Annotated in this window: 19 protein-coding genes and 1 tRNA gene; 7 read left to right on the top strand and 13 right to left on the bottom strand. The window is 62.0% G+C overall.

Features of this window, described 5'->3' with window-relative positions; translation table 11 throughout:
* Nucleotides 1–21: 21 nt before the first annotated feature.
* The 3 genes from IM733_RS21265 to IM733_RS21275 all read right to left on the bottom strand — a co-directional run bounded on the left by IM733_RS21265 (nucleotide 22) and on the right by IM733_RS21275 (nucleotide 2,863).
* Entirely contained in the window at nucleotides 22–816 is a 795-nt protein-coding gene (locus IM733_RS21265; RefSeq protein WP_248918367.1) for a carbon-nitrogen hydrolase family protein, read from the bottom strand.
* 16 nt (nucleotides 817–832) lie between these two features.
* The gene (locus tag IM733_RS21270; protein WP_248918368.1) at nucleotides 833–2,515 is read right to left on the bottom strand and encodes a flavin monoamine oxidase family protein; all 1,683 of its coding nucleotides are present in this window, start codon (nucleotides 2,513–2,515) and stop codon (nucleotides 833–835) included.
* A 111-nt stretch (nucleotides 2,516–2,626) separates the two neighbouring features.
* Entirely contained in the window at nucleotides 2,627–2,863 is a 237-nt protein-coding gene (locus IM733_RS21275) for a hypothetical protein (RefSeq protein ID WP_248918369.1), read from the bottom strand.
* Between the two features lie 324 nt (nucleotides 2,864–3,187).
* Here IM733_RS21275 and IM733_RS21280 point away from each other — a divergent pair, with 324 nt between their 5' ends.
* Nucleotides 3,188–3,478, top strand: a complete 291-nt coding sequence (locus tag IM733_RS21280) for a DUF3077 domain-containing protein (RefSeq protein ID WP_248918370.1) — start codon at nucleotides 3,188–3,190, stop codon at nucleotides 3,476–3,478.
* Nucleotides 3,479–3,496: 18 nt separating this feature from the next.
* On the opposite strand, the gene IM733_RS21285 is transcribed toward IM733_RS21280, so the two are convergent.
* Nucleotides 3,497–3,958, bottom strand: coding sequence for an Lrp/AsnC family transcriptional regulator (locus tag IM733_RS21285; RefSeq protein WP_011531821.1), 462 nt, complete (start codon nucleotides 3,956–3,958; stop codon nucleotides 3,497–3,499).
* A gap of 207 nt (nucleotides 3,959–4,165) precedes the next feature.
* On the opposite strand from IM733_RS21285, the gene IM733_RS21290 reads away from it, so the two are divergent.
* The 3 genes from IM733_RS21290 (at nucleotide 4,166) to prfH (ending at nucleotide 7,105) form a co-directional block, all read left to right on the top strand.
* Nucleotides 4,166–4,813: a glycosyltransferase family 25 protein gene (locus IM733_RS21290; RefSeq protein ID WP_248918371.1), complete on the top strand. Its 648-nt coding sequence runs from the start codon at nucleotides 4,166–4,168 to the stop codon at nucleotides 4,811–4,813.
* Nucleotides 4,814–5,348: 535 nt separating this feature from the next.
* Nucleotides 5,349–6,485 (top strand): RNA ligase RtcB family protein, encoded by a 1,137-nt coding sequence (locus tag IM733_RS21295; protein WP_248918372.1) that lies wholly within the window; start codon nucleotides 5,349–5,351, stop codon nucleotides 6,483–6,485.
* Nucleotides 6,485–7,105 carry a peptide chain release factor H gene (gene prfH, locus IM733_RS21300; RefSeq protein WP_248918373.1) on the top strand — a complete coding sequence of 207 codons (621 nt, stop codon included), beginning with the start codon at nucleotides 6,485–6,487 and terminating at the stop codon, nucleotides 7,103–7,105. The genes IM733_RS21295 and prfH overlap by 1 nt, the downstream gene beginning before the upstream one ends.
* 182 nt (nucleotides 7,106–7,287) lie before the next feature.
* Here the strand turns inward: prfH and IM733_RS21305 are convergent.
* The 5 genes from IM733_RS21305 to rpsU all read right to left on the bottom strand — a co-directional run bounded on the left by IM733_RS21305 (nucleotide 7,288) and on the right by rpsU (nucleotide 15,636).
* A tRNA-Ile gene (locus IM733_RS21305) sits at nucleotides 7,288–7,364 on the bottom strand.
* Nucleotides 7,365–7,381: 17 nt separating this feature from the next.
* Complete coding sequence (locus IM733_RS21310; protein WP_248918374.1) at nucleotides 7,382–11,125, bottom strand: bifunctional diguanylate cyclase/phosphodiesterase; 3,744 nt, start codon at nucleotides 11,123–11,125, stop codon at nucleotides 7,382–7,384.
* Between the two features lie 119 nt (nucleotides 11,126–11,244).
* On the bottom strand, nucleotides 11,245–13,092 hold the full coding sequence (gene rpoD, locus IM733_RS21315) for an RNA polymerase sigma factor RpoD (RefSeq protein WP_248918375.1): 1,848 nt from the start codon (nucleotides 13,090–13,092) through the stop codon (nucleotides 11,245–11,247).
* Between the two features lie 67 nt (nucleotides 13,093–13,159).
* Nucleotides 13,160–15,142, bottom strand: coding sequence for a DNA primase (dnaG, locus tag IM733_RS21320; protein ID WP_248918376.1), 1,983 nt, complete (start codon nucleotides 15,140–15,142; stop codon nucleotides 13,160–13,162).
* 278 nt (nucleotides 15,143–15,420) lie between these two features.
* Nucleotides 15,421–15,636 carry a 30S ribosomal protein S21 gene (rpsU, locus tag IM733_RS21325; protein WP_003255575.1) on the bottom strand — a complete coding sequence of 72 codons (216 nt, stop codon included), beginning with the start codon at nucleotides 15,634–15,636 and terminating at the stop codon, nucleotides 15,421–15,423.
* Nucleotides 15,637–15,841: 205 nt separating this feature from the next.
* On the opposite strand from rpsU, the gene tsaD reads away from it, so the two are divergent.
* Nucleotides 15,842–16,867, top strand: coding sequence for a tRNA (adenosine(37)-N6)-threonylcarbamoyltransferase complex transferase subunit TsaD (gene tsaD / locus IM733_RS21330; protein WP_248918377.1), 1,026 nt, complete (start codon nucleotides 15,842–15,844; stop codon nucleotides 16,865–16,867).
* A gap of 21 nt (nucleotides 16,868–16,888) precedes the next feature.
* Here the strand turns inward: tsaD and plsY are convergent, their stop codons facing one another.
* A complete protein-coding gene (plsY, locus tag IM733_RS21335; protein WP_248918378.1) occupies nucleotides 16,889–17,458 on the bottom strand; it encodes a glycerol-3-phosphate 1-O-acyltransferase PlsY in 570 nt (189 codons plus the stop codon).
* A gap of 74 nt (nucleotides 17,459–17,532) precedes the next feature.
* On the opposite strand from plsY, the gene folB reads away from it, so the two are divergent.
* Together folB and folK are read left to right on the top strand one after the other, a co-directional pair.
* On the top strand, nucleotides 17,533–17,889 hold the full coding sequence (gene folB / locus IM733_RS21340; RefSeq protein ID WP_248918379.1) for a dihydroneopterin aldolase: 357 nt from the start codon (nucleotides 17,533–17,535) through the stop codon (nucleotides 17,887–17,889).
* Complete coding sequence (gene folK, locus IM733_RS21345; protein WP_248918380.1) at nucleotides 17,880–18,389, top strand: 2-amino-4-hydroxy-6-hydroxymethyldihydropteridine diphosphokinase; 510 nt, start codon at nucleotides 17,880–17,882, stop codon at nucleotides 18,387–18,389. The genes folB and folK overlap by 10 nt, the downstream gene beginning before the upstream one ends.
* A gap of 42 nt (nucleotides 18,390–18,431) precedes the next feature.
* Here the strand turns inward: folK and IM733_RS21350 are convergent, their stop codons facing one another.
* Genes IM733_RS21350 through IM733_RS21360 form a run of 3 tightly spaced genes read right to left on the bottom strand, consistent with a single transcriptional unit; the run spans nucleotide 18,432 to nucleotide 22,450 of the window.
* On the bottom strand, nucleotides 18,432–19,559 hold the full coding sequence (locus tag IM733_RS21350) for a multifunctional CCA addition/repair protein (RefSeq protein WP_248918381.1): 1,128 nt from the start codon (nucleotides 19,557–19,559) through the stop codon (nucleotides 18,432–18,434).
* 54 nt (nucleotides 19,560–19,613) lie between these two features.
* On the bottom strand, nucleotides 19,614–21,182 hold the full coding sequence (locus tag IM733_RS21355) for a SpoVR family protein (protein WP_248918382.1): 1,569 nt from the start codon (nucleotides 21,180–21,182) through the stop codon (nucleotides 19,614–19,616).
* Nucleotides 21,179–22,450 (bottom strand): YeaH/YhbH family protein, encoded by a 1,272-nt coding sequence (locus IM733_RS21360; RefSeq protein WP_213659292.1) that lies wholly within the window; start codon nucleotides 22,448–22,450, stop codon nucleotides 21,179–21,181. The genes IM733_RS21355 and IM733_RS21360 overlap by 4 nt, the downstream gene beginning before the upstream one ends.
* Nucleotides 22,451–22,534: the final 84 nt, after the last annotated feature.

Here is a 22,534-nt window from a genome sequence, read left to right on the forward strand (position 1 = left end):
CGCCCCCACGTGGTATGGGGGTCAGCCCTTGCGTCCGTGCAGCTCTTGGCGCAGGTCGGTGAGATACGGAAACGCCTCACGTCCGTTCAGGACAGTTTCACGCTCCAGATTCGCGAGCAACTGGCATTCCTCATGCCCCGCCATTGCCAGCATATCGCCATCCGGCCCGACGATGCTGCTCTGCCCGCAATACTGGATCTCGCCTTCGCTACCGCAATAGTTCGCATACACCAGGTAGCACTGGTTCTCCTGTGCCCGTGAGCGCACGGTTACCTGGCAGACGAAATCGTAAGGCGCCATGTTCGCCGTCGGCACCAGGATCAGCTCGGCGCCCTCAAGTGCCAAGCGCCGGGCGTTTTCCGGGAACTCGATGTCGTAGCAGATCAGCATCCCGACTTTCCAGCCGTTCAGCTCGACCACCGGAAAGTGGTTGGCGCCAGGGCTGAACATCGAACGATCAAGTTCACCGAACAGATGGGTCTTGCGGTAGTTGCACAAGCTGCTGCCGTGAGCATCGATCAGCTGCACGCTGTTGTAGATCGCACCCTCATCGCCCCGCTCTGGATAGCCATAGACAATAGCGATCCGGTACGTCTGGGCGATCTCCACCACGGTCATTGCCGATGGCCCATCAACGGCCTCGGCCAGGCGTTCCACTTGGTCCAGGCCGATGTTGTAGCCGCTGAGAAACATCTCCGGGCACACCAGCAACTGCGCGCCCTGGGCGGCGGCCTGCTGGGCCTGGTGTTGCAGGCGGTCGAGATTGCCGGGCACATCCAGCGGGCCGGGCGTACCCTGGAACAGGGCGATGCGCATGGCGCTACTCCTTCGCTCAGTCGGCCAGGGCGATCGGTCCGATTTCATGGAACACATCGCCTGGGCCGGGGTTGTCCGGGTGGGTCTGGCCACCGAAGTGGTTCATGATACCCCACACGGCATTTAGCGAAGTCTGTACCGCGCCTTCCACCCAGGCCGGGGTCCACGACACGTCGTCGCCGGCGATGAAGATGCCGCGCTGTTCAGCAGGCATGTCCTCCTGCATGAAGTGCGCGTACATGCGCTGGTTGTAGCGGTAGTGGCCCGGCAGCGCGCCCTTGAAGGCGCCGAGGAAGTGCGGGTCGGCCTCCCACGAGATGGTGATCGGGTCGCCGATGATGTGCCCGGCGATATCGGTCTTCGGGTAGATCTTCTTCAGCGCGTCGAGGGCCAGTTGCACGCGCTTTTCCGTCGGATGCGGCAGCATCTTCAGGGCATCGCTCATCCAGGCGTAGGACAGGCAGATCACCCCCGGCTTGTCGTCGCCGTTGTCGAACAGGTAGGTGCCGCGGGTCAGCCGATCAGTGAGGGTCATGCTCATCAGGTCGCGACCGGTTTCCGGGTCCTTGTCCTTCCAGAATGGCCGGTCGACCATCACGAAGGTCTTCGACGATTGCATGTAGCGGGTGCGGTCAAGGGCCATCCACATTTTCTGCGAGAACAGCGATTCCTCGCAGTCGATCTGGGTGGTCAGCAGCCAGCTCTGGCAGGTGGTGAGTACCGCCGCGTAGTGGCGGGTGTCGCCATAGTTGTCGGTGACCGCCAGGCGGCCATCGCCAGCACGGGCGATCCGCTTGACCCCGGCGCGCGGCGCGCCGCCGTGCAGGGTCTTGAGGCTGGTACCGGCCGGCCAGTGGGCGCAGCGCTCCGGTACATGGCGCCAGATGCCTTGTGGCACCTGCTCGACACCGCCCACCACCAGGTGCTGGTGGTCATCGCAGTTGGTCATCACCACGCGGAAGATTTCCAGCATCGAGTTGGGGAAGTCGGAGTCCCAGCCACCGGTGCCGAAGCCCACCTGGCCGAACACTTCACGGTGCTGGAAGCTCAGCTTGGCGAAGGAGCGCGAGGTGGCGACGAAGTCGTAGAAGGTGCGGTCGTCCCACAGCGGCACGAGTTTGTTCCAAAGGTCTTTCAGGCGCGGCACATCGCGGTCGCGGATGGCCTGCTGGATATCGCCGAACTGCGCGCCGCTCTCCAGGGCGTCGGCCCAGGCGTCCGCCACTTCGTGGAATAGCTGCGGCAGGTCGGCGGATTTTTCGGCGTAGTAGGTCTGGCCTTCCAGGTCGATCACCGTGCTGCCCGATGCCGGGGTGAGCGGGTTAGGGAAGGGCTTGGTTTCCAGGCCCAGCTTGTCGACGTAGTGGTAGAACGCCGTGGACGAGACCGGGAAGCGCATGCCGCCCAGTTCGGCGACGATGCCGTCGGTGCCGTTGAAGGCCTGGGAGCGCAGCCGGCCGCCCAGTTTGGAGGCTTCGTACACCACGGGCTTGAGACCCAGTTTCATCAGTTCGTAGGCCGCCACCAGCCCGGCGATGCCGCCACCGACGATCGCCACCTCCTCGCCATGCCGTTCTTTGGGGATGCTGCCCAGGCCGGCCGGGTGTTCCAGCCAGTCATCGAAGGCGAACGGGAAGTCCGGGCCGAAGATGGTGATGGGCTTCTTGCCGTCGGCGGGGTGGCGGTTTTTCTTGTTCATTGGATGACCTTGCCAGGGAGGCTGCGCAGGGGGCGGAGCCTGAGTATAGGAAATGACTGGTGGCCATTTTATGAAGCGGGGCGGTCGTAATTAAGATGCAGAGTGGTGTCGTTATGCAGTTTGTTTCGTCTGAATGACTTGCTGGCTAACTATATTGACGATCGGCTTCTGCGGCACCTTGTTGCCTGGCGATAGCCTTTTGGCGCTCTTGAGATCGAGCGCCGCCCGCGCGGCGCTCGATCTCAAATGCGCTGCAATACCCTCGTCGTATATCTTGAAAAGGTGGCGCCCGGCCATGGATCGAAGGGGCGGTGCCGAGGAGGAATGCCGGATGTGCGAATGGCGCATGGGTTGATCGCTGTTTGTCAGGCCATTTCCTACATACGGGAAATTTATCAGGACCTATCCTACAGGCCTTGTCGTTCCAGTCTGGCTGCATGGGAATCTCTTCACCGCTAACTTTTGCCGGTCGCCGTACATCTGGCGACCGGGCGTGAGAACCCGGCGATCTACTTGGAGGCATGCTGTTATGGCAGCTGTGCACGGGCAGGCTTTGCCTGGCCGGAATGTAGCCTCCAACTTCGCCGGTTCTCACCCCGTGCATGGCTGCCACCCATTCCCGTGAGAAGGTTGTGTGGTGGCCTCCTTGAGCCGGTAATGGAGGCAATACCCATGAAAAAGATCGTCCCAGACCCACCCCTGAAGCTGAACCCCACCACCGAGCAGTCCTTCTGCACCTGCCAGTCCAGCCACCCGCCGATCTTCACCGTGCGCCCCGGTGTCGACGCCGCCGATGCCTTGGTTCACGCCAGCATGCTGGCCCGCGCCATCCAGGAGATCGCCGACAACTACGCCCTGCATCACGCCCCCGAAGCGAACCGGGCGCTGATCTGGTCGATCCTGCATTCGGCGGAAACGCTCAGGGCATTGCTGGAGGGATTGCTCGACGCCATGGAGGCCTGACGGCAAGGCGCGGGGTGGTCAGCCCGGCTGCCCCCGGTCCACCTTGCTGCTGAGGATGATCGACGTGGTGGTCTTCTCCACCCCGTCGAGGCTGCCGATCTGGTCGAGCAACTGGTCCAGTTGCTCGGGCGAATCGCTGTGCAGCCAGGCGACATAGTCGAACTCGCCGCTCACCGCGCACAATTGTTGCACCTGCCCCATGGCCGATAGTCGCCGCACCACTTCCTTGCCTGAGCGTGGCTGCACCTTGATCCCCACATAGGCCTGCAAGCCCCCACCAATCAGGCGCTGGCCCAGGCGCACGCCGTAGCCAGTGATCACCTTGCTCTTCTCCAGCCGCGCCAGGCGCGAGTTCACCGTGGTGCGGGCGATGCCCAGTTGGCGGGCGAGGGTGGCGACGCTTTCACGGGCGTTGATCTGCAACAGGGCGATCAGTTGGCGGTCGATTTCGTCGAGAGCGATGGGGCGGGTGTCTTGCATTCTGAGGTCCTTGCTCGGTGGCAAGCCAGCCTAGCCATGCTGGGCGTGGTTGTGAAGCATGCGGTTAGGATGAGCCTGTCGGCCATTCCACCCATTTGAAGTGGAATCAGACGGGCAATGGGCTTTATGCGATTGAGAATCGCTGTACTATACCGCTTGTCGGATTTCATCTAAATGTGTGCTTTGGCTGTTGAGATTTAATTTTTCATGATTCGTTTTGATGTAGATGCCGTTTACTGCATTTCGCTGGATGCACGGAGTGACCGGCGTGAATTGTTCAGGCACAGCATCGCCGCTGTGCTCGGCAATCCGGTCCTTTTCCACATCGTACAAAAGCACAGCGACCCGAAGCGTGGCTGCTATGAGTCCCACCAGGCGCTCGCGCAGTTGGCGCTTGATCAAGGCCTCGAGCGAATCCTGATCTTTGAGGATGACGTGAAGCATTATCCGTTGAAGGCCTCGCGTATCCGCTGGGTCAATCGCTTCATGCGCACTCACCGATTCGAAGCCCTGCACTTGGGCTACAGCATGGGGCGTACCTGGCTGACTTGGTTCCCTTTTATTGCCCGGGGTAAGGTCGTGGCACTCCACGCTTATGTGCTTTCACGGGAGGGTTGCAAGATCCTGGCGCAGACGCCTTACGATGGCACGCCGGTGGATGTGATGTTCAAGCGTCGGATTCGGCAACATTGTGTGTTTCCCATGATGTTCCGCCAGCACGCGGCCACTGTCACCGGCAGCGACCTGGAACTGGTTGTGCGTAATGAGGATGAGTGGTGGGAGCGAAACTGGCGCAAACACTGGCGCTCGCCGCTCAAGAACCTGTGGCGTACCGCGCTGCGGCTGAACTTCTGACCATGGGGGCTGCGATAATCGTGTTGAACCCTAATTTCGCACGCCACAAATACGAAAGCCGCGCAATGCGCGGCTTTCAGTTTGGTGGGCCCACACGGACTCGCACCGTGGACCAAAGGATTATGAGTTGCCTGGAGACGCTGCAAACCCAGTGAAACCGTTCGTAGCTTAGCGTAGGTATAGTTAGCTGGAAGTAGCCTGGTTACTGGTGTTTTGGCGAAATGGGTAGAAGCTGGGCACTGTACCGCCAGTGTATTGTTTTTTGTACCGCGGAGCGGTCAGGTTTTTCGGCCATGACGTTGTTCTCCTGGTGAAAATGTGATCAAGGTTGTTGCAAGGTGGCAATTACACACCTAAGATGCCCGCCTTCTCTTACCCGACAGCAAAGGAGGCACATCATGCAACAGTTGATCACCCTTTGCAGGTCGCGCCTGGCTTGATCGCATTCGCCGCTACTCGTTAGCGGTACCGCAACGCCCGGCCTCTGGCCTGCCAATCCGAACATCTTTTTGTTTCAACCCATCAGGATTGGACTATGGGCACTTGCATTCGCAATTTGTCCGACGGCGCCGTATTGGTCGCTGCGGACGACACCTGGATCGAAGGAAAAGCGATCCAACAACTCGAAACCACCGCTCGCCTGGGGGGCATGCATCGGGTGGCCGGCATGCCGGACCTGCATCCGGGACGTGGCTATCCGGTCGGCGCGGCATTCTTTTCCGTGGGGCGTTTGTACCCGGCGCTGGTCGGCAATGACATCGGCTGTGGCATGGCGCTGTGGCGCACGGACATCCCGACCGCCAAGCTGCATCTGGACAAGCTGGAGAAACGCCTTGGCAACCTCGACCTGCCGCTCGACGAGACGTGGCAGGAGGCCGTCGCCAGCTTCGGTTTGCCTGCCACGGGGCACGAGCGTTCTCTAGGCACCATTGGTGGTGGTAACCACTTCGCCGAGCTGCAGCAACTCGATGAAAACTACGACGATGCGGCCTTGGCAGCCTTGGGCATCGAGCGTAAACACTTGCTGTTGCTGGTACACAGCGGCTCGCGTGGTTTGGGCGAGGCGATCTTGCGTGAGCAGGTCGACCTGTTCGGTCATCACGGACTGGAGGCGGGCAGCGAGGCCAGCACTCATTACCTGGGCCGGCACGACGGCGCGCTGCGTTTTGCCGAAGCCAACCGTCAGTTGATTGCCCGGCGCATGCTCGACCGCTTGCGTGCCGATGGCGATGTACTGCTCGACATCAACCACAACCTGGTGTCGCCAGCGCAGGTCGACGGGCTCGATGGGTGGCTGCATCGCAAAGGTGCCACACCGTCGGATCAGGGGGCGGTGGTGATCCCTGGTTCGCGCGGCGACTACAGCTACTTGGTACAGCCGATCGCCGACGAGCGCAGCCTGTTGTCCCTGGCCCATGGCGCCGGACGCAAATGGATGCGCAGCGAGTGCAAGGACCGCCTCGCCTCGCGCTACAGCGTCGAGCAACTGAGTCGTACGGCACTAGGCAGCCGTGTGATCTGCGCCGACCGGGCGCTGATCTACGAGGAAGCGCCGGAGGCCTACAAGGCTATCGACACGGTGGTGGGTGCCTTGCGTGAAGCGGGGTTGGTTCGCGTGCTGGCACGACTGAAACCGGTGCTCACCTACAAGACGCGCGGAGGGTGCTGCTGATGATCCTACTGCAACTCTCGGCGGCTCAGGGGCCGGAAGAATGTGCCCTGGCAGTGGCCAAGGCATTGCTCAGGCTGCAGGCCGAAGCGGATGCCCAGGCCGTGGCGGTACGGATACTCGAAGAAGAGCCGGGGCCGCGGCGCGGTACCTTGCGCTCGGTGTTGCTGGCACTGGATGGCGAGCAGGCCGAGCGCCTGGCTGATCACTGGACGGGCTCGCTGCAATGGACGTGCAGCAGCCCGTACCGGCCGGGGCATGTGCGCAAGAACTGGTTCTTTGGGGGCGCACGGTTTGCGCCACCGGCACCGGAATTGGCGAGCGAGATCCACTTCGAGACCTTGCGTTCGTCCGGGCCGGGTGGTCAGCATGTCAACACCACCGACTCGGCAGTGCGCGCCACGCACCTAGCCAGCGGCGTCAGCGTCAAGGTACAGAGCGAGCGCAGCCAGCACGCCAACAAGCGCTTGGCGCTGCTGCTCATCGGCCAACGCCTGGCGCAACAGGCAGAGCAGGTCGACAGCGAACTGCGCGCGGAGCGGTGGTTGTTCCATCACCGCATCGAGCGTGGCAATCCACGTCGGGTGTTTCGTGGCGAGCGCTTTGAGCCGGCTGACGGGTAGATTGTGTACGAATAGTCGTCGAGCTAAAGTCAGGCCCGGCGGCGTAGGCGATACCGGCCCCACAAAAACGGATGAGGAAAGGACTCGGCTCGCATTCGGGTTTACGAGTTGCAAATGAGCATTCCGTATCTGAGGCGATCCCGCCAAAAACGCAAAAGCCGCGCAATGCGCGGCTTCGAAGATGGTGGGCCCACACGGACTCGAACCGTGGACCAAAGGATTATGAGTCCTCTGCTCTAACCGACTGAGCTATAGGCCCTCAGCAGGTGCGCCGGATTATAACGAGGGTTTCGATACCGTGCCATCCGAAAGATCTGATAGTGCTATACGAAGGAAGGTAGCAGCGAATTCCTCGGGTGGCAGCGGCAGGCTGACGATGTAACCCTGGATCTGCTCACACCCTTCGGTTGCAAGGAAGCGCTGCTGGGCCTGGTTCTCCACCCCCTCGGCGATGATCGTCAGTTGCATGCTGCGCCCCAGCGCGATGATGGCGCGAGCGATGGCGGCATCGTGGGGGTCGTCCGGCAGGCCGCGGATGAACGACTGGTCGATCTTGAGGATGTCCAGCGGCAGGCGCTTGAGGTAGCTGAGCGAGGAGTAGCCGGTACCGAAATCGTCGATGGCCAGCTGTACGCCCAGTTGCTTGAGCTGGTGGAGCACGCTCAAGGCTTCCTCAGCCTGGCTCATGATGAAGTTTTCGGTGATTTCCAGTTGCAGGTCGCCAGCTTTGAGCTGATAGCTCTTGAGCAATTGCCCGATGCGCTTGGCCAGGTTGGGCTGGCGCAACTGTGCGCCAGCGAGGTTGATCGAGAGCGGGCCGAAGGCCTGGTAGGCCTTTTTCCACATATGCATCTGCCGACAGGCCTGCTCCAGCACCCAGTCCCCCAGCTGGAGAATGGTGCCGTTTTCTTCAGCGAGGTGGATGAACTGCTCGGGCGGCACCTCGCCAAAGGTGGGGTGTGTCCAGCGGATCAGGGCTTCGGCGCCGACCAGGCTCTGGGTCTTGAGGCTGAACTTGGGCTGGTAGCACAGGCTGAGTTCGTTGCGCTCGATGGCGCGACGCAGCTCGTGCTCAAGGGCGATGCGTTCGCTGGCCTGGGCGGTGAGGTCGCGGGTGTAGGTCTCGACACGGTTGCGGCCCTTGGCCTTGGAGCGGTACATGGCAGCGTCGGCGTTACGGATCAGCGTGGCGACATCGCTGCCATCCTGTGGGTAAAGGCTGATGCCGATGCTGGCGCTGGTGAAGAACTCGTGTTCACCGGCCTGGAACGGGGCGTGGAAGCAGGCCAGCAGCTTGTTGGCGATGGCGCTGGCGTCGCTGGGCTTGTGCAGGCCGGGCAGGAGAATAATGAACTCGTCGCCGCCCAGGCGGGCCACGGTGTCGACATCGCGAACCTGCTCTTTCAGGCGCTGGGCGATGCCCTTGAGTAGCAAGTCGCCGACCGGGTGGCCGAGGCTGTCGTTGATGTGCTTGAAGCGGTCCAGGTCGAGGAACAGCACGGCGCCCTGGCGGTTGGAGACTTGCGCGCAGGTGAGGGCCGACTGCAGGCGGTTCTCGAACAGTGCGCGGTTGGGCAGGCCGGTGAGTGGGTCGTGGTGGGCCTGGTAGTCGAGTTTGGCCTGGGCATGTTTGAGGCTGGAGATATCGGCGAACACGGCAACGAAGTGCGTAGTTTCCCGCTCGCTGTTGCGCACGGCGCTGATGGTCAGCCAGCCGGGGTAGAGCTCGCCGTTCTTGCGCTTGTTGTAGATCTCGCCTTGCCAATGGCCCTCGGCGGTGAGTTGGTGCCACATGGCGGCGTAGAAGGCGCTGTCATGCTGGCCGGAGGCGAGCAGGCGCGGGGTCTGGCCGAGGGCTTCGATCTCGCTGTAGCCGGTGATCTCGCTGAAGGCACGGTTGACCGCGCTGATGCGCTGGTCGGTGTCGGTGATCAGCACGCCTTCGGCGGTGTTCTCGAACACGGTGGCGGCCAGTTGCAGTTTTTCCTGCATCAGGTGGCGCTCGGTGATGTCGCGGGCAATGGTCAGCATGCAGTCGACACCGCCGATCGGCAGAGGCCGGGCAGACAGTTCGCATAGGCGGATCTGCCCGTCGCTGCGGCGAATATGGCAGCTGAAGTCACGGACGAACCCATCGCGGTTGAGCTGTTCGACCAGGCGCTGGCGTTCGTTGAGGTCGACCCAGATGCCTAAGTCGAGGGAGGTCTGGTCGACGGTCGTGCTGATGTCGTAGCCGGTCAGGCGGCAGAAACCTTCGTTGACTTCCAGCAGCAGGCCATCTTCCTGGCGTGACAGCAGTAGCCCATCAGGCGAGGCATGGAAGGCTTTGGCGAACTTTTCTTCGGAAATCTGCAGTTGCTGTTGGGTTTCTTTGAGCTGGTTGATATCACGTACCGCCACCACCAGCGCCTTGGTGCCATCCAGCTCAAAGGTTTCGGCGGAGACAAGACCGGTGAACAACTGGCCGTTACTGCGCCGGAAGGTCATTTCCAGATTACGGATACCGCCCTGGTGCAGGCGTTCGAGCAGCAGTGGACCGGTGCCGGCCACGCCCCACAGGCCAAGTTCGGTGGCCGTGCGGCCAAGTACTTGCGCCGGGCCCAGGCCTATCTGCTCCTCGAACGCTTCGTTGACCTCCATCAAGCAGCCGTCACTGTGGCGGGCGATCAGCAGAATGTCCGGGCACTGCTGGAACACCGAGGCAAACTTCTGTTCCGACAGACGTAAGGCGTCCTCGGTGTGCTTGGTTTCGCTGATGTCGATCATCAGGCCGCGTATCAAGGGTTTGGGGCCGTGCTCGATCATGCTGACAATGTTGCGCACCCATAGAGAATGGCCATCGGCGCGGATCACTCGGTAGTCGAGGCTGTGGTCGCGCCCTGCCGCGGTTTCGCTGTCGCAGTAGGCCTGGGCCCAGAGCGCGTCCTCCGGGTGCAGAATGCTGCGCCAGAAGCCGGGCTGGAGCCAATCGCCAAGCGGGTAGCCGAGCAGGTCCTCGGCATGGGGTGAGACGTAGCTGTAGGTGAAATCATTGGCGTCGGCCTCCCAGGCAATCGCCGACAGGCTCTCGACCAGGCCGCGGTAGTGGTACTCGCTGCTGCGCAGTTCCTGCTCCAGGGCGATGCGTCGGGAGATTTCCGAGCTAAGCCGGCGGTTGATACGGATCACCACGGCGAGGATGGCCACCAGAAGCAGGACGCCCGGCAGGCCGTAGAGCAGCATGTCGTGCCAGAACGTGCGCTGGTCGATGACGTTGCCCACCCAGCGCTGCTGGATATGGCTGACCTCGCTGCTGCTCATGTCGGCCATGACTTTGTCGAGGATTCCGACGAAGATCTTCTGTTCTTGTGGCGCGGCCATGGCCAACTGGTAGCGGTAGGGCGTCTCGCCGCTGACGTAGAGGCCGTCGAGCTTGAGTTGGCGCAGGCTCCAGATGCTCGAGGCGAGGTCGCCGACCACTGCGTCCACTGCATCCGTGGCCAGGGCCTGGAGCGCGGAGCTGACGTTGGGCATGGCCACCAGGTTCAGGTCCGGATGGTGGGTGCGCAGTAATTCGTGGGGGGCATAATTTTCCACCACGGCGATTTTCAAGCCATAGAGATCCTGCAGGTTACGCGGTTGAGCGCCACCTTTGTGGGCGAGAATGACGATCGGGAAGTCCAGGTAGGGGCGGGTGAACGCCAGGTAAGCCTGGCGCTCCGGGGTGGACATGATGCCGGGCAAAAGGTCGATGCGACCCGTGCGGGCCTGCGCGAGCACCTCGGTCCAGCTGCTGGGCTCGATGGGCTTGAGCTTGATGTCAAGGCGATCCTGGATCAAGGCGATGTAATCGGCGGCCAATCCCTGGTAGCGGCCTTCCTGGTCGCGAAATTCGAAGGGCGGCCATGAAGCGTCGACGCCCAGGCGCAGCTGCGGGTGTGCGCTGAGCCAGGCTTGTTCCTCGTCAGTCAGGGTGAGGGCGCCGGCCGTTGTGTTCCAGGCGATCAGGAGCAGCAACAGTAGGGCCGGCATCAAGGGCATAGCGGCCTCTCGATCAGGGGGTCTGAATCGAGTGTAGACGGGCATCCGGGCAGCGGCGTGGCGCTGTTCACGACCATTTGTCACATAAGAAAAACCCCGGCCTGGGCCGGGGTTCGTCTTTACTCGTCGAGGAAGGAGCGCAGATGCTCGCTTCGCGTCGGGTGGCGCAGCTTGCGCAGCGCCTTGGCTTCGATCTGGCGGATCCGCTCGCGGGTCACGTCGAACTGTTTGCCGACTTCTTCAAGCGTATGGTCGGTGTTCATGTCGATGCCGAAACGCATGCGCAGCACCTTGGCTTCGCGCGCGGTCAGGCCCGAGAGCACGTCGCGGGTCGCTTCCTTGAGGCTTTCGACCGTGGCCACGTCGATCGGGGACTGCATGGTGGAGTCCTCGATGAAATCGCCCAGATGCGAGTCTTCGTCGTCACCGATCGGCGTTTCCATGGAGATCGGCTCCTTGGCGATCTTCAGCACCTTGCGGATCTTGTCCTCAGGCATCTCCATGCGCTCGCCGAGCTCTTCCGGGGTCGGTTCACGGCCCATTTCCTGCAGCATCTGGCGGGAAATACGGTTGAGCTTGTTGATCGTCTCGATCATGTGCACCGGAATACGGATGGTGCGCGCCTGGTCGGCGATCGAGCGGGTGATCGCCTGGCGGATCCACCAGGTGGCGTAGGTCGAGAACTTGTAGCCGCGACGGTATTCGAACTTGTCCACCGCCTTCATCAGGCCGATGTTGCCTTCCTGGATCAGGTCGAGGAACTGCAGGCCACGGTTGGTGTACTTCTTCGCAATGGAGATCACCAGACGCAGGTTCGCCTCGACCATTTCCTTCTTGGCGCGGCGGGCCTTGGCCTCGCCGATGGACATGCGACGGTTGATTTCCTTGATTTCGGCGACGGTCAGGCCAGTCTCGGTCTCGAGGTCGATCAGCTTTTGCTGGCAGGCGACGATCGCGGCGTCTTTCTCACCCAGGGCGGCAGCCCATTTGGTGTTGCGCTTGGCCAGGTCACCGGACCAGGTCTGGTCGGTCTCGTTGCTCGGGAACAGGCGCAGGAAGTCGGCACGCGGCATGCGGGCGTCACGCACGCACAGCTGCATGATGGCGCGTTCTTGCTGGCGCAGGCGGTCGAGGGCGCTGCGGACGCGCTCAACCAGTGCGTCGAACTGCTTGGGCACCAGCTTGATCGGCATGAACAGATCAGCCAGCGCCTGCATGGCGCCAATGCTCTCGGCGTGAGTGCGACCGTGCTTCTTCAGCACCTTGAGGGTGATGACCAGCTGATCGTTGACGGCACCGAAACGTTGTGCGGCAACGACGGGGTCCGGACCGCTTTCGGCCTCTTCCTCGTCATCACTTTCGGTATTTTCGTCGTCTTCGTCTTCTTCTTCTTTCGCGGCAGCGGCCTTGGCACCTGGAATTGGTACTTCTTCGGTCGGCGCGGCGATGTTGTCGTCAGGGTCGATGTAACCGCTGAGGACGTCGGACAGGCGGCCGCCTTCGGCGGTGACGCGGTCGTATTCGCTGATGATGTAGTCGACGGTGCCCGGGAAGTGAGCGATGGCGCCCATGACTTCACGGATGCCTTCCTCGATGCGCTTGGCGATTTCGATCTCGCCTTCGCGGGTCAGCAGCTCGACGGTACCCATTTCACGCATGTACATGCGCACCGGGTCGGTCGTGCGGCCGATATCGGTCTCAACGGCCGCCAACGCTGCGGCGGCCTCTTCGGCTGCGGCTTCGTCGGTGTCGGCTTCCGCCAACAACAGGGCATCCGCATCCGGAGCACTCTCGAATACGTTGATCCCCATGTCGTTGATCATGCGGATGATGTCTTCCACCTGCTCCGGATCTGAAATATCCTCTGGCAGGTGGTCGTTGACCTCCGCGTAAGTCAGGTAGCCCTGCTCACGACCGCGGGTGATCAACTCTTTGATACGAGATTGCTGTTGCGCTTTTCCGGACATAACACCCTATCCACTGAAGGTCTTGGCGGGCAAAAAACAAGCCGAGGATTATACCCGAGCATGGACCTCACGCGCCAGATGAGGTCGGGTTTTGTGCGGGAACATTGCGGCGGAGCAAGTCGCGAAGCTTGGAAGTTTCGTCCTCGTCCAAGCCGGTTAGACGTGATTTGCTGATCAAATGTTCCAGGCTGCGCTCGCGCTGGCGAGCGGACAAACTAGTTATAGTGTCGAAAAACTGTTGTTCAAGGTTGTCGGCATCGATCAACCATTCCTTTTCCGCCAGGGCCCGCAGCAGGCGGCCTTGCTCGGTCCCGTGCCAGCGTGCGATCAGCTGCATTGAGCTTAGCTTAGGATTCTTCTGCGCGGCTTCGATCAGGGCTACCAGCAGCTGGCTGTACAGCTGTTTCTCGTCGGCGAAGTGGCCGGCGTCCTCGACCTTGCCGGCCAGCAGCGGGTGATGCAACAGGGTGCGCAAAGCTGACAATGTGGGTGGCTCCACCGGTGCTGGCACCCGTGGTGGCGCTTCGCGTTGGCCATCGCGCTGCCAGGGCTTGCCGCCTTTCTTGTCCCAAGGCTTGCCATCCCATTGTTTCTTGCCGCCGCCCTTGTTCGGCGTCCACGGGCGCTGCTCCTGTTGTGCCGGCGCGTAGTCGGGCTGTGGCAGGTCGCCGAAGTCCGGTGTATAGCTGGCCATGGCGTCGTAGTCGTAGCCGGGGTCATAGTCCGGCACGCTGGGGGTGGGCGCGTTCTGGGCCAGTTGCTCCATCTGCTGCGGATCGAGCCCGGTGATTTCCTTCAGGCGATTGCGCATCAGCTGGCGCAGGTTGGCGCCGGGCACTTGCTCGATCAGCGGTGTGGCCAGCGTGGCCATGTGCGCCTTGCCTTCCAGTGAGCGGGGATCTGCCTCGTTGCTCAGCTGTTCGAAGAAGTAGTCGGCCAGTGACTGGGCGTGCTGGTTGATGCGGGCCTGGAAGGCGTCGGTGCCCTCGGCGCGGACCAGGCTGTCCGGGTCCTCGCCTTCGGGCAGGAACAGGAAGCGCGCGCGGCGGCCATCCTGCAGGCTCGACAGGGTCGATTCCAGCGCGCGCCAGGCGGCCTTGCGGCCGGCCTGGTCGCCATCGAAGCAGAACAGCACGCTGGGCACCACACGGAACAGGCGCTTGAGATGTTCCTCGCTGGTGGCCGTGCCGAGCGTGGCCACCGCATTGCGCAGGCCTTGCTGGGCGAGGGCGATTACGTCCATGTAGCCCTCGACCACGATGATCTCGTCGAGGTTGCGGTTGTGCTTGCGTGCCTCAAACAGGCCGTACAGTTCCTGGCCTTTGTGGAACACCGGGGTTTCCGGGGAGTTCAGGTACTTGGGCTTGTCGTCGCCCAGAACCCGGCCGCCAAAGGCGATCACCCGGCCGCGACTGTCGCGGATGGGGAACATCACTCGGTCACGGAAGCGGTCGTAGCGCTTGCCGCTTTCGGCGTTCTCGATCAGCAGGCCTGCGTCGATCATCACCTTTTGCTGCAGGGTGTCAGCACCCAGGTGCTTGAGCAGATTGTCCCAGCCAGGCGGGGCGAAGCCCAGGCCAAAGTCGCGGGCGATCTCGCCGGACAGGCCGCGACCTATCAGGTACTCCACTGCCGCCTTGCGGGTGGGGTGGTTGCGCAAGGCTTGGCGATAAAACTCAGCGGCGGCCTCAAGCAGCGGGTACAGCGGCGAATCGGTTGGCTGGCGGGGCTTCTGTCCGCGGCGGCCTTCCTCGCGTGGTACCTCCACGCCTGCTGCGCGGGCCAGTTCCTCGACCGCCTGGGGGAAGTCCAGGTTGTCGTGGTCCATGACGAAGCCGAGCGCGTTGCCGCCGGCACCACAGCCGAAGCAGTAGTAGAACTGCTTGTCGGGGCTGACGGTGAAGGAAGGGCTTTTTTCCTTGTGGAACGGGCAGCAGGCGGAGAGATTCTTGCCGGTCTTCTTCAGCTGGACACGCGAACTCACCACATCGACGATGTCGGTACGGTTGAGAAGGTCATCGATGAAGCTCTGGGGAATCAGCCCGGCCATGGCAGCCTCGTCATCTGGCAACTGGCAAGTCTAAACGCTTGTGCGCGGGTTTGGCGTGGGGTGTCGCAGAAGAGGTGTTGTGCTCGTCACCAGCCCGGAAAGGGCTCGTCAGAGAGGACGTGCACGCCTGGCCAAAGACCAGTTCTGACGTGTTGAGGCAGGTTGCCCATGGCTTGTGCCAGGGCGCCCAAGGCGCATGGCCAAGGGTTTGAAACGACCGCTGCCATCAGCCCGGCACGAGGCCGGGCGGGGCAGAAGCTTTGCGTAGAACGCCTGTATTAGTACAGACGAACGGCGCGGCGCTGTTCGCGCTGGACCTTCTTGGCGTGACGCTTAACAGCGGCAGCGGCTTTGCGCTTACGCTCTGCGGTCGGCTTCTCGTAAAACTCGCGGCTACGAACTTCAGCCAGTACACCGGCTTTTTCGCAGGAGCGCTTGAAACGACGCAGAGCTACGTCGAAGGGTTCGTTCTCTTTAACTTTGACGGCTGGCATCCAGGGCTACCTTAATTCATTACCGGGGTAGACGTGCTCCTGGCAAAACATAAGGTGTGCTGGAGAACGTCGGTTTTCAAGGGTTGCGGATGTTAACCCTTAGCTGGCAGGAATGCAAAGCCTCTGATCGAAAACCGCTGGTCGGCACAAGGTGCGGGGACTATCATGCGCGCCTTCGAATTCAGCCTCCACAAGGCACGGACCCATGCTAGTACTGGGATTGGAAACATCCTGCGACGAAACTGGCGTCGCATTATACGACAGTGAACGCGGCCTGCTGGCCGACGCGCTGTTCAGCCAGATCGACTTGCACCGCGTCTATGGCGGTGTAGTCCCCGAGCTCGCCTCGCGCGATCACGTCAAGCGCATGTTGCCGCTGATCCGCCAGGTGCTGCAAGAGGCAGGTTGCGTCGCCACTGAGATCGACGCCATCGCCTACACCGCAGGTCCTGGCCTGGTCGGCGCGTTGCTGGTGGGTGCATCTTGCGCCCAGGCGCTGGCGTTCGCCTGGGATATTCCGGCGATCGGCGTACACCATATGGAAGGCCATCTGTTGGCGCCGATGCTCGAGGAGCAACCACCGGAATTTCCGTTCGTCGCTTTGTTGGTTTCGGGTGGCCATACGCAGTTGGTACGGGTTGATGGCATCGGCCGATACGAGCTACTGGGCGAGAGCCTGGATGACGCCGCCGGCGAAGCCTTCGACAAGACCGCCAAGCTGATCGGCCTCAACTACCCAGGTGGCCCGGAGATCGCGCGCCTGGCTGAGCAGGGAACGCCGGGGCGTTTTGTGTTCCCACGGCCGATGACCGATCGCCCTGGCCTGCAATTCAGTTTCAGCGGCCTGAAGACTTTCGCTCTGAACACCTGGCAACAATGCCGCGATGCCGGGGACGACAACGAGCAAACCCGTTGCGACGTGTCACTGGCGTTCCAGCAGGCGGTGGTGGAAACTCTGACCATCAAGTGCAAGCGCGCCCTCAAGCAGACCGGCCTCAAGCGTCTGGTCATCGCCGGTGGCGTGAGCGCTAACAAAGCCTTGCGCGCGTCTCTCGAGGATATGCTGGCCAGCATCAAGGGCAACGTCTATTACGCGCGCCCGCGCTTCTGTACCGACAACGGCGCGATGATTGCCTATGCAGGTTGCCAGCGTCTTCTGGCCGGTCAGCAGCAGGACCTGGCGATCAGTGTCCAGGCACGCTGGCCGATGGAACAGTTGCCTCCCGTGTGAGATGGGGCCGGAAGGCGGGCGTCAGAAGTGGCGTTCGCGCCCGGCGAACAGGTCGCGCAGGTTGCTGCGGTGTCGCCATACGATCAACAGCGTGAGCACCGTCATTGGCAGCAAGGCCTCGGGCTCGCGCCAGGCCAGCAATGGCAGGGTGAGTGGCGTGGCGATCAGGGCGGCCAGCGAGCTGGTGCGGGTCAGGTAGAAGGTCAGCAGCCAGGCGCCGATGGCCAGCAGTGCTGCCGGGAAGTAAAGGGCCATGAGCATGCCGGCCGCGGTGGCGACGCCCTTGCCACCCTGGAAGCGGAAGTAGATCGGGAACAGGTGGCCGAGCACCGCGCAGATGCCCACCCAGGCCTGCTCCTGCGGATCCAGGCCGACCTGGCGAGCCAACAGCACGGGCAACATGCCCTTGCACAGGTCGCCCAGCAGCGTCAGGATCGCCAGCTTGCGCCCTGCCAGGCGTAGCATGTTGGTTGCGCCGGCGTTGCCCGAACCACTGGAGCGCGGGTCCGGGCTGCCCGTGAGGCGGCTTAGGACGATGGCGAAGGACAGAGAGCCGAGCAGGTAGGCAAGCAGCGCCAGTGACCAAAACATGCTAACTATTCCGGGCGAGGACGCCCTGATTCTAACGGCGCCCGTCGCCCTTGTCGTGCTGTGGAGAGAAGTGCTTGGACAGAGTGTTCATCGAAGGCCTGGAAGTCGATACCGTCATCGGCGCCTATGACTGGGAACGGGATATTCGCCAGTGTCTGCGCCTGGACCTGAGTTTCGCCTGGGACAATCGACCGGCCGCTGCGGGCGACGACCTGTCGCTGGCCCTGGACTACGCCAGTGTTTCGTCGCGCATTCAGGCCTTTGCCGAGCAGGCACGCTTCGAGCTGGTCGAGACCTTCGCTGAGCGGCTGGTGGCGGTGCTGATGGAGGAGTTCAAGATCCCCTGGGTGCGCCTGAAGCTGACCAAGCCGGGTGCGGTACCAGCAGCCCGTGGCGGTGTTGGCGTGGAGATCGAGCGCGGATGTCTCTGAGCACGGTTTACCTGGGGTTGGGCAGTAACATCGACCGCGAGCGGCACTTGTGCGCGGGGCTCGATGCGTTGGCGGGCATTCTCAGTGGCATGCACTGTTCAGCGGTGTTCGAGAGCCAGGCCGTAGGCATCAAGAGCGGGCCCTTCTACAACCTGGTGGTGCGCGGGCAGACCGAGCTACCGCTACTGGAGCTCGATCGCCGCCTGAAGCTCATCGAGGCGGACAATGGCCGCTATGCACCGGACCGCAAGGGCCTGCCGCTGGATATCGATGTATTGATGTACGACGACCTGCACGGCACGTTCAACGGGCTTGTGCTACCGCGGGCGGAGATCCTGAAGAACGCCTTCGTGCTGTGGCCGTTGTCGTTGCTGGCGCCGGAGCTGGTGCACCCGGGCGAGGGCAAGCCCATGGGGCAGTTGTGGCATGAGGCACGCATCGAGCAGGTGCTGGCGCCAGTGCCGTTCGAATGGCGGGGCCTGCAACTGACCCGGATTTGAGCGGGAGGGGTTCGCCGGCAAGCCGGCGAACAGGTAGCACAGTCAACGCGCTTTGTACGCCCGCAGTGCGCTCAGTCGCTCAGTCTTGAGCGCCACGCCCAGAGCCTGGCCCGTCAACCCGCTGTCCAGCAACGGCTTCACATCCACCGCCTTGGCTGCCGTTGCCGCACCTCGCAGGTACTCGGCCTGTGGATAATCCCGGTCTTCCTGCAAGGCATCCATCCTGCACGCCTCGATGAATTCCTCGAAGCGTTGCGGGCGTCGGTATACGTCAAATTTCTGCAGCAGTTCCAGCAGCATTTCGGGGGCCAGCTCCATGGCGCGGTGCCCTTGCTCATGGAACTCACCTGCCAGTATCGCCAGTTCCTGGCACTCGCGGGGCGCCTTGAAGCGTTGGTTGACCGCCTTGATCTGCTTTCCCCCGAGGGCAAGTAGCAGGCAGGCCCAGCGTACAGCCAGAGGCTGCTGGTGCGCTGCGGCCTGTTGCAGCACATCGAGCGCGTGGCTGCCTTGGCTGGCCTCGCTATGGAACAGGGCGTCAACCTCCGGCATCAGCTCCTTGAGAGCACCGCAAGCGCGCAGCACTTCGATGAATACCTGGGGCTGGTCCTCCATCAGCGCGCGCTCGATTTCCTTCCAGCTGCGCTCTGCGGTAAGTGCTTGCAGTTCGCCCGAGGCACTGATCTGGCGCATCAGCTCCAGTGTTTCATCGGCTACGCGGAACCCCATTGGCGCATAGCGGGCGGCGAAACGTGCCACGCGCAGGACTCGTAGCGGATCTTCGGCGAACGCGAGGGAAACGTGGCGCAGGATGCGTTGGTCCAGGTCTGTTTTGCCATGGTAAGGATCGTGCAGGTTGCCGTGCTCGTCCTCGGCCATGGCATTGATGGTCAGATCACGGCGTATCAGGTCCTCTTCGAGGGTCACGTCGGGGCTGGCGTGGAAGGTGAACCCGCCATAACCGCGCCCACTCTTGCGCTCGGTGCGGGCCAGGGCGTACTCCTCACCGGTTTTGGGGTGAAGAAACACCGGGAAATCGGCGCCCACCGGGCGAAAACCCTGGGCCTGCATCTGTTCAACCGTGGCACCGACTACCAGCCAATCGACGTCGCTGACCGGGCGGCCGAGCAAGCGGTCGCGCACGGCGCCGCCAACCTTGTAGATCTGCATATGAAACCTCCATGAATGCCGACAGGATACCGTGTCGGCACGCATGGAGGAGGGTCATAGGTGATGAACTACGGCCAGGTCCATGCGCCCGTACTCACCAGACTCGCCATGTTCGCTGCGTGGCGGCATGTGGTGGGTCTTCATGATCTGGTCGCCCTGCACGGTTTCCAGGTGGATATCGAAGCCCCACAGGCGGTGTAGATGCTTGAGCACTTCGTCGGTGGAGTCGCCCAGTGGTTTGCGGTTGTGTTGCTGGTGGCGCAGGGTCAGGGAGCGGTCACCACGACGGTCGATGCTCCAGATCTGCACGTTGGGTTCGCGGTTGCCCAGGTTGTACTGGGCGGCCAGTTGCTCGCGGATGGTCCGGTAGCCGTCTTCGTCGTGGATCGCCGGTACCAGCAGGTCGTCGCGCTGGTCGTCGTCGAGGATGCTGAATAGCTTGAGGTCGCGGATCACCTTCGGTGAGAGGTACTGCAGGATGAAACTTTCGTCCTTGAAGCTACTCATGGCGAACTTGATCGTGGACAGCCAGTCGCTACCGGCGATGTCCGGGAACCAGCGGCGGTCCTCTTCAGTTGGGTGTTCGCACATGCGACGGATGTCAGTGTACATCGCAAAACCCAGGGCATAGGGGTTGATGCCGCTGTAGTACGGGCTGTCGAAGCCGGGTTGGAACACCACGCTGGTATGCGACTGGAGGAACTCCATCATGAAACCTTCGGTGATCAACCCCTCGTCGTAGAGATCGTTCATCAGCGTGTAGTGCCAAAAGGTCGCCCAACCTTCGTTCATCACTTGGGTCTGGCGCTGCGGGTAGAAATACTGGGCGATCTTGCGCACGATACGCACGACTTCACGCTGCCAGGGTTCGAGCAACGGGGCGTGTTTCTCGATGAAGTAGAGGATGTTTTCCTGCGGCTCGGCCGGGAAGCGCGCGTCATCCTTCTCGCTGCCTTTTTCCGTGCCTTTGGGGATGGTGCGCCAAAGATCGTTGATCTGCCGTTGCAGATGCTCTTCGCGCTCTTTCTGGCGTCGGCGCTCCTCTTCCGCAGAGATGGGGTAGGGGCGTTTGTAGCGGTCCACGCCGTAATTCATCAGGGCGTGGCAGGAGTCAATCAGGTCTTCCACTGCGTCGATGCCGTGGCGCTCCTCGCATTGGGCGATGTACTGCTTGGCGAACACCAGGTAATCGATGATCGAGCTGGCATCGGTCCAGGTGCGGAACAGATAGTTGCCCTTGAAGAAGCTGTTGTGGCCATAGCAGGCATGGGCGATCACCAGTGCCTGCATGCACATCGTGTTCTCTTCCATCAGGTAGGCGATGCACGGGTCGGAGTTGATCACGATCTCGTAGGCCAGGCCCATTTGCCCACGGCTGTAGGACTTTTCGGTGCTGAGGAACTGCTTGCCATATGACCAGTGGTGATACCCCAGGGGCATGCCCACGGAGGCATAGGCGTCCATCATCTGCTCGGCGGTGATGACTTCGATCTGGTTGGGGTAGGTGTCAAGCGCGTAGCGCGCGGCCAGGCGGCTGATCTCGCGGTCGTAGGTCTGGATCAGCTCGAATGTCCACTCCGAGCCGACGGAAATGGGTTGGCGTCTCTGTTCTCTGGCGCTCATGTGGCTAACCTGCGCTGGAAGAGTTCACGGAAGACCGGGTAGATATCGCCGGCCGATACCAACTGCTGCTGGGCGAAGGTGTCCGGATAGGCTTCGCCTATGCGCTCGTACTCGTACCACAGCGCTTGGTGTTCGCGTGGCGTGATCTCGACATAAGTGTAGTACTGCACATGCGGCATGATCTGGTTGGCGAGGATGTCGCGGCAGATCGGCGAGTCGTCGTTCCAGTTGTCGCCGTCCGAGGCCTGGGCGGCGTAGATGTTCCAGTCACTGGCCGGGTAACGTTCGGCCATGATCTCCTGCATCATTTTCAGTGCGCTGGAAACGATGGTGCCGCCGGTCTCGCGGGAGTAGAAGAACTCTTCTTCGTCCACTTCACGGGCGCTGGTGTGGTGACGGATGAACACCACCTCGATGCGGTCGTAGTTCCGCTTGAGGAACAGGTACAGCAGGATGAAGAAGCGCTTGGCGATATCCTTGGTGGCCTGGGTCATTGAGCCGGAGACGTCCATCAGGCAGAACATCACCGCCTTGGAGCTAGGGTTGGGTTGCTTGATCAGCAGGTTGTACTTGAGGTCGAAGGTGTCGAGGAACGGCAGGCGGTTGATGCGCGCCTTGAGGCGTTCGATCTCGATCTCGGTTTCCTGGATGTCGGTGAAGTTGTCCGGCTCTTCGACTTTCAGCCGATCCAGCTCCTTTTGTGCTTCACGCAACAGGGCGCGACTGCTGCCGGTCAGGGCGATGCGCCGGGCGTGGGCCGAGCGCAATGTGCGCACGATATTGATGCGCGATGGGTTGCCTTCGTTGGCGATACCAGCGCGCACGGTCTTGAAGGTATCGGTACCGGTCAGGTGGCGCTTGACCAGGTTGGGTAGTTCAAGATCCTCGAACATGAACTCGAGGAACTCTTCCTGGGTGATCTGGAAGACGAAGTCGTCCATGCCCTCACCGGAGTTGCCAGCCTTGCCGCGCCCGCCACCGCCGCCACCGCCCTGGGGGCGGGCGATGTGTTCGCCGGCGGTGAATTCCTTGTTGCCGGGGTGGACGATGGTCTGTTTGCCGCCACGACCGTGGTGCAGCACCGGCTCATCGATATCGCGACCCGGAATGCTGATCTGTTCGCCATGCTCCATGTCCATGATGGAGCGGCGACTCACGGCCTCTTCGACGGCTTTCTTGATGTGCTCGCGGTACCGCCGCAGGAAGCGTTGGCGGTTGACCGTGCTCTTGTTCTTGCCGTTCAGGCGTCGGTCGATTACGTAGCTCATGGGCCCTCCGGTAGCGGGATACAGCTGCAAGCTTCAAGCTACGAGCTGCAAGTAAAAGCAGTCGCCGCCGCCACGTGCGGTACG

The sequence above is a fragment of the Pseudomonas entomophila genome, assembly GCF_023277925.1.
In the GTDB taxonomy this organism is placed as follows: Bacteria; Pseudomonadota; Gammaproteobacteria; order Pseudomonadales; family Pseudomonadaceae; genus Aquipseudomonas; species Aquipseudomonas entomophila_D.

Coding starts and splice junctions, on each gene's coding strand:
- dnaG (WP_248918376.1), bottom strand. CDS start 15,142: ATGGCCGGGCTGATTCCCCAGAGCTTCATCGATGACCTTCTCAACCGT.
- IM733_RS21270 (WP_248918368.1), bottom strand. CDS start 2,515: ATGAACAAGAAAAACCGCCACCCCGCCGACGGCAAGAAGCCCATCACC.
- IM733_RS21285 (WP_011531821.1), bottom strand. CDS start 3,958: ATGCAAGACACCCGCCCCATCGCTCTCGACGAAATCGACCGCCAACTG.
- IM733_RS21310 (WP_248918374.1), bottom strand. CDS start 11,125: ATGCCCTTGATGCCGGCCCTACTGTTGCTGCTCCTGATCGCCTGGAAC.
- rpsU (WP_003255575.1), bottom strand. CDS start 15,636: ATGCCAGCCGTCAAAGTTAAAGAGAACGAACCCTTCGACGTAGCTCTG.
- IM733_RS21275 (WP_248918369.1), bottom strand. CDS start 2,863: ATGCGCCATTCGCACATCCGGCATTCCTCCTCGGCACCGCCCCTTCGA.
- prfH (WP_248918373.1), top strand. CDS start 6,485: ATGATCCTACTGCAACTCTCGGCGGCTCAGGGGCCGGAAGAATGTGCC.
- plsY (WP_248918378.1), bottom strand. CDS start 17,458: ATGTTTTGGTCACTGGCGCTGCTTGCCTACCTGCTCGGCTCTCTGTCC.
- tsaD (WP_248918377.1), top strand. CDS start 15,842: ATGCTAGTACTGGGATTGGAAACATCCTGCGACGAAACTGGCGTCGCA.
- IM733_RS21360 (WP_213659292.1), bottom strand. CDS start 22,450: ATGAGCTACGTAATCGACCGACGCCTGAACGGCAAGAACAAGAGCACG.
- rpoD (WP_248918375.1), bottom strand. CDS start 13,092: ATGTCCGGAAAAGCGCAACAGCAATCTCGTATCAAAGAGTTGATCACC.
- folK (WP_248918380.1), top strand. CDS start 17,880: ATGTCTCTGAGCACGGTTTACCTGGGGTTGGGCAGTAACATCGACCGC.
- IM733_RS21295 (WP_248918372.1), top strand. CDS start 5,349: ATGGGCACTTGCATTCGCAATTTGTCCGACGGCGCCGTATTGGTCGCT.
- IM733_RS21280 (WP_248918370.1), top strand. CDS start 3,188: ATGAAAAAGATCGTCCCAGACCCACCCCTGAAGCTGAACCCCACCACC.
- IM733_RS21290 (WP_248918371.1), top strand. CDS start 4,166: ATGATTCGTTTTGATGTAGATGCCGTTTACTGCATTTCGCTGGATGCA.
- IM733_RS21265 (WP_248918367.1), bottom strand. CDS start 816: ATGCGCATCGCCCTGTTCCAGGGTACGCCCGGCCCGCTGGATGTGCCC.
- IM733_RS21355 (WP_248918382.1), bottom strand. CDS start 21,182: ATGAGCGCCAGAGAACAGAGACGCCAACCCATTTCCGTCGGCTCGGAG.
- IM733_RS21350 (WP_248918381.1), bottom strand. CDS start 19,559: ATGCAGATCTACAAGGTTGGCGGCGCCGTGCGCGACCGCTTGCTCGGC.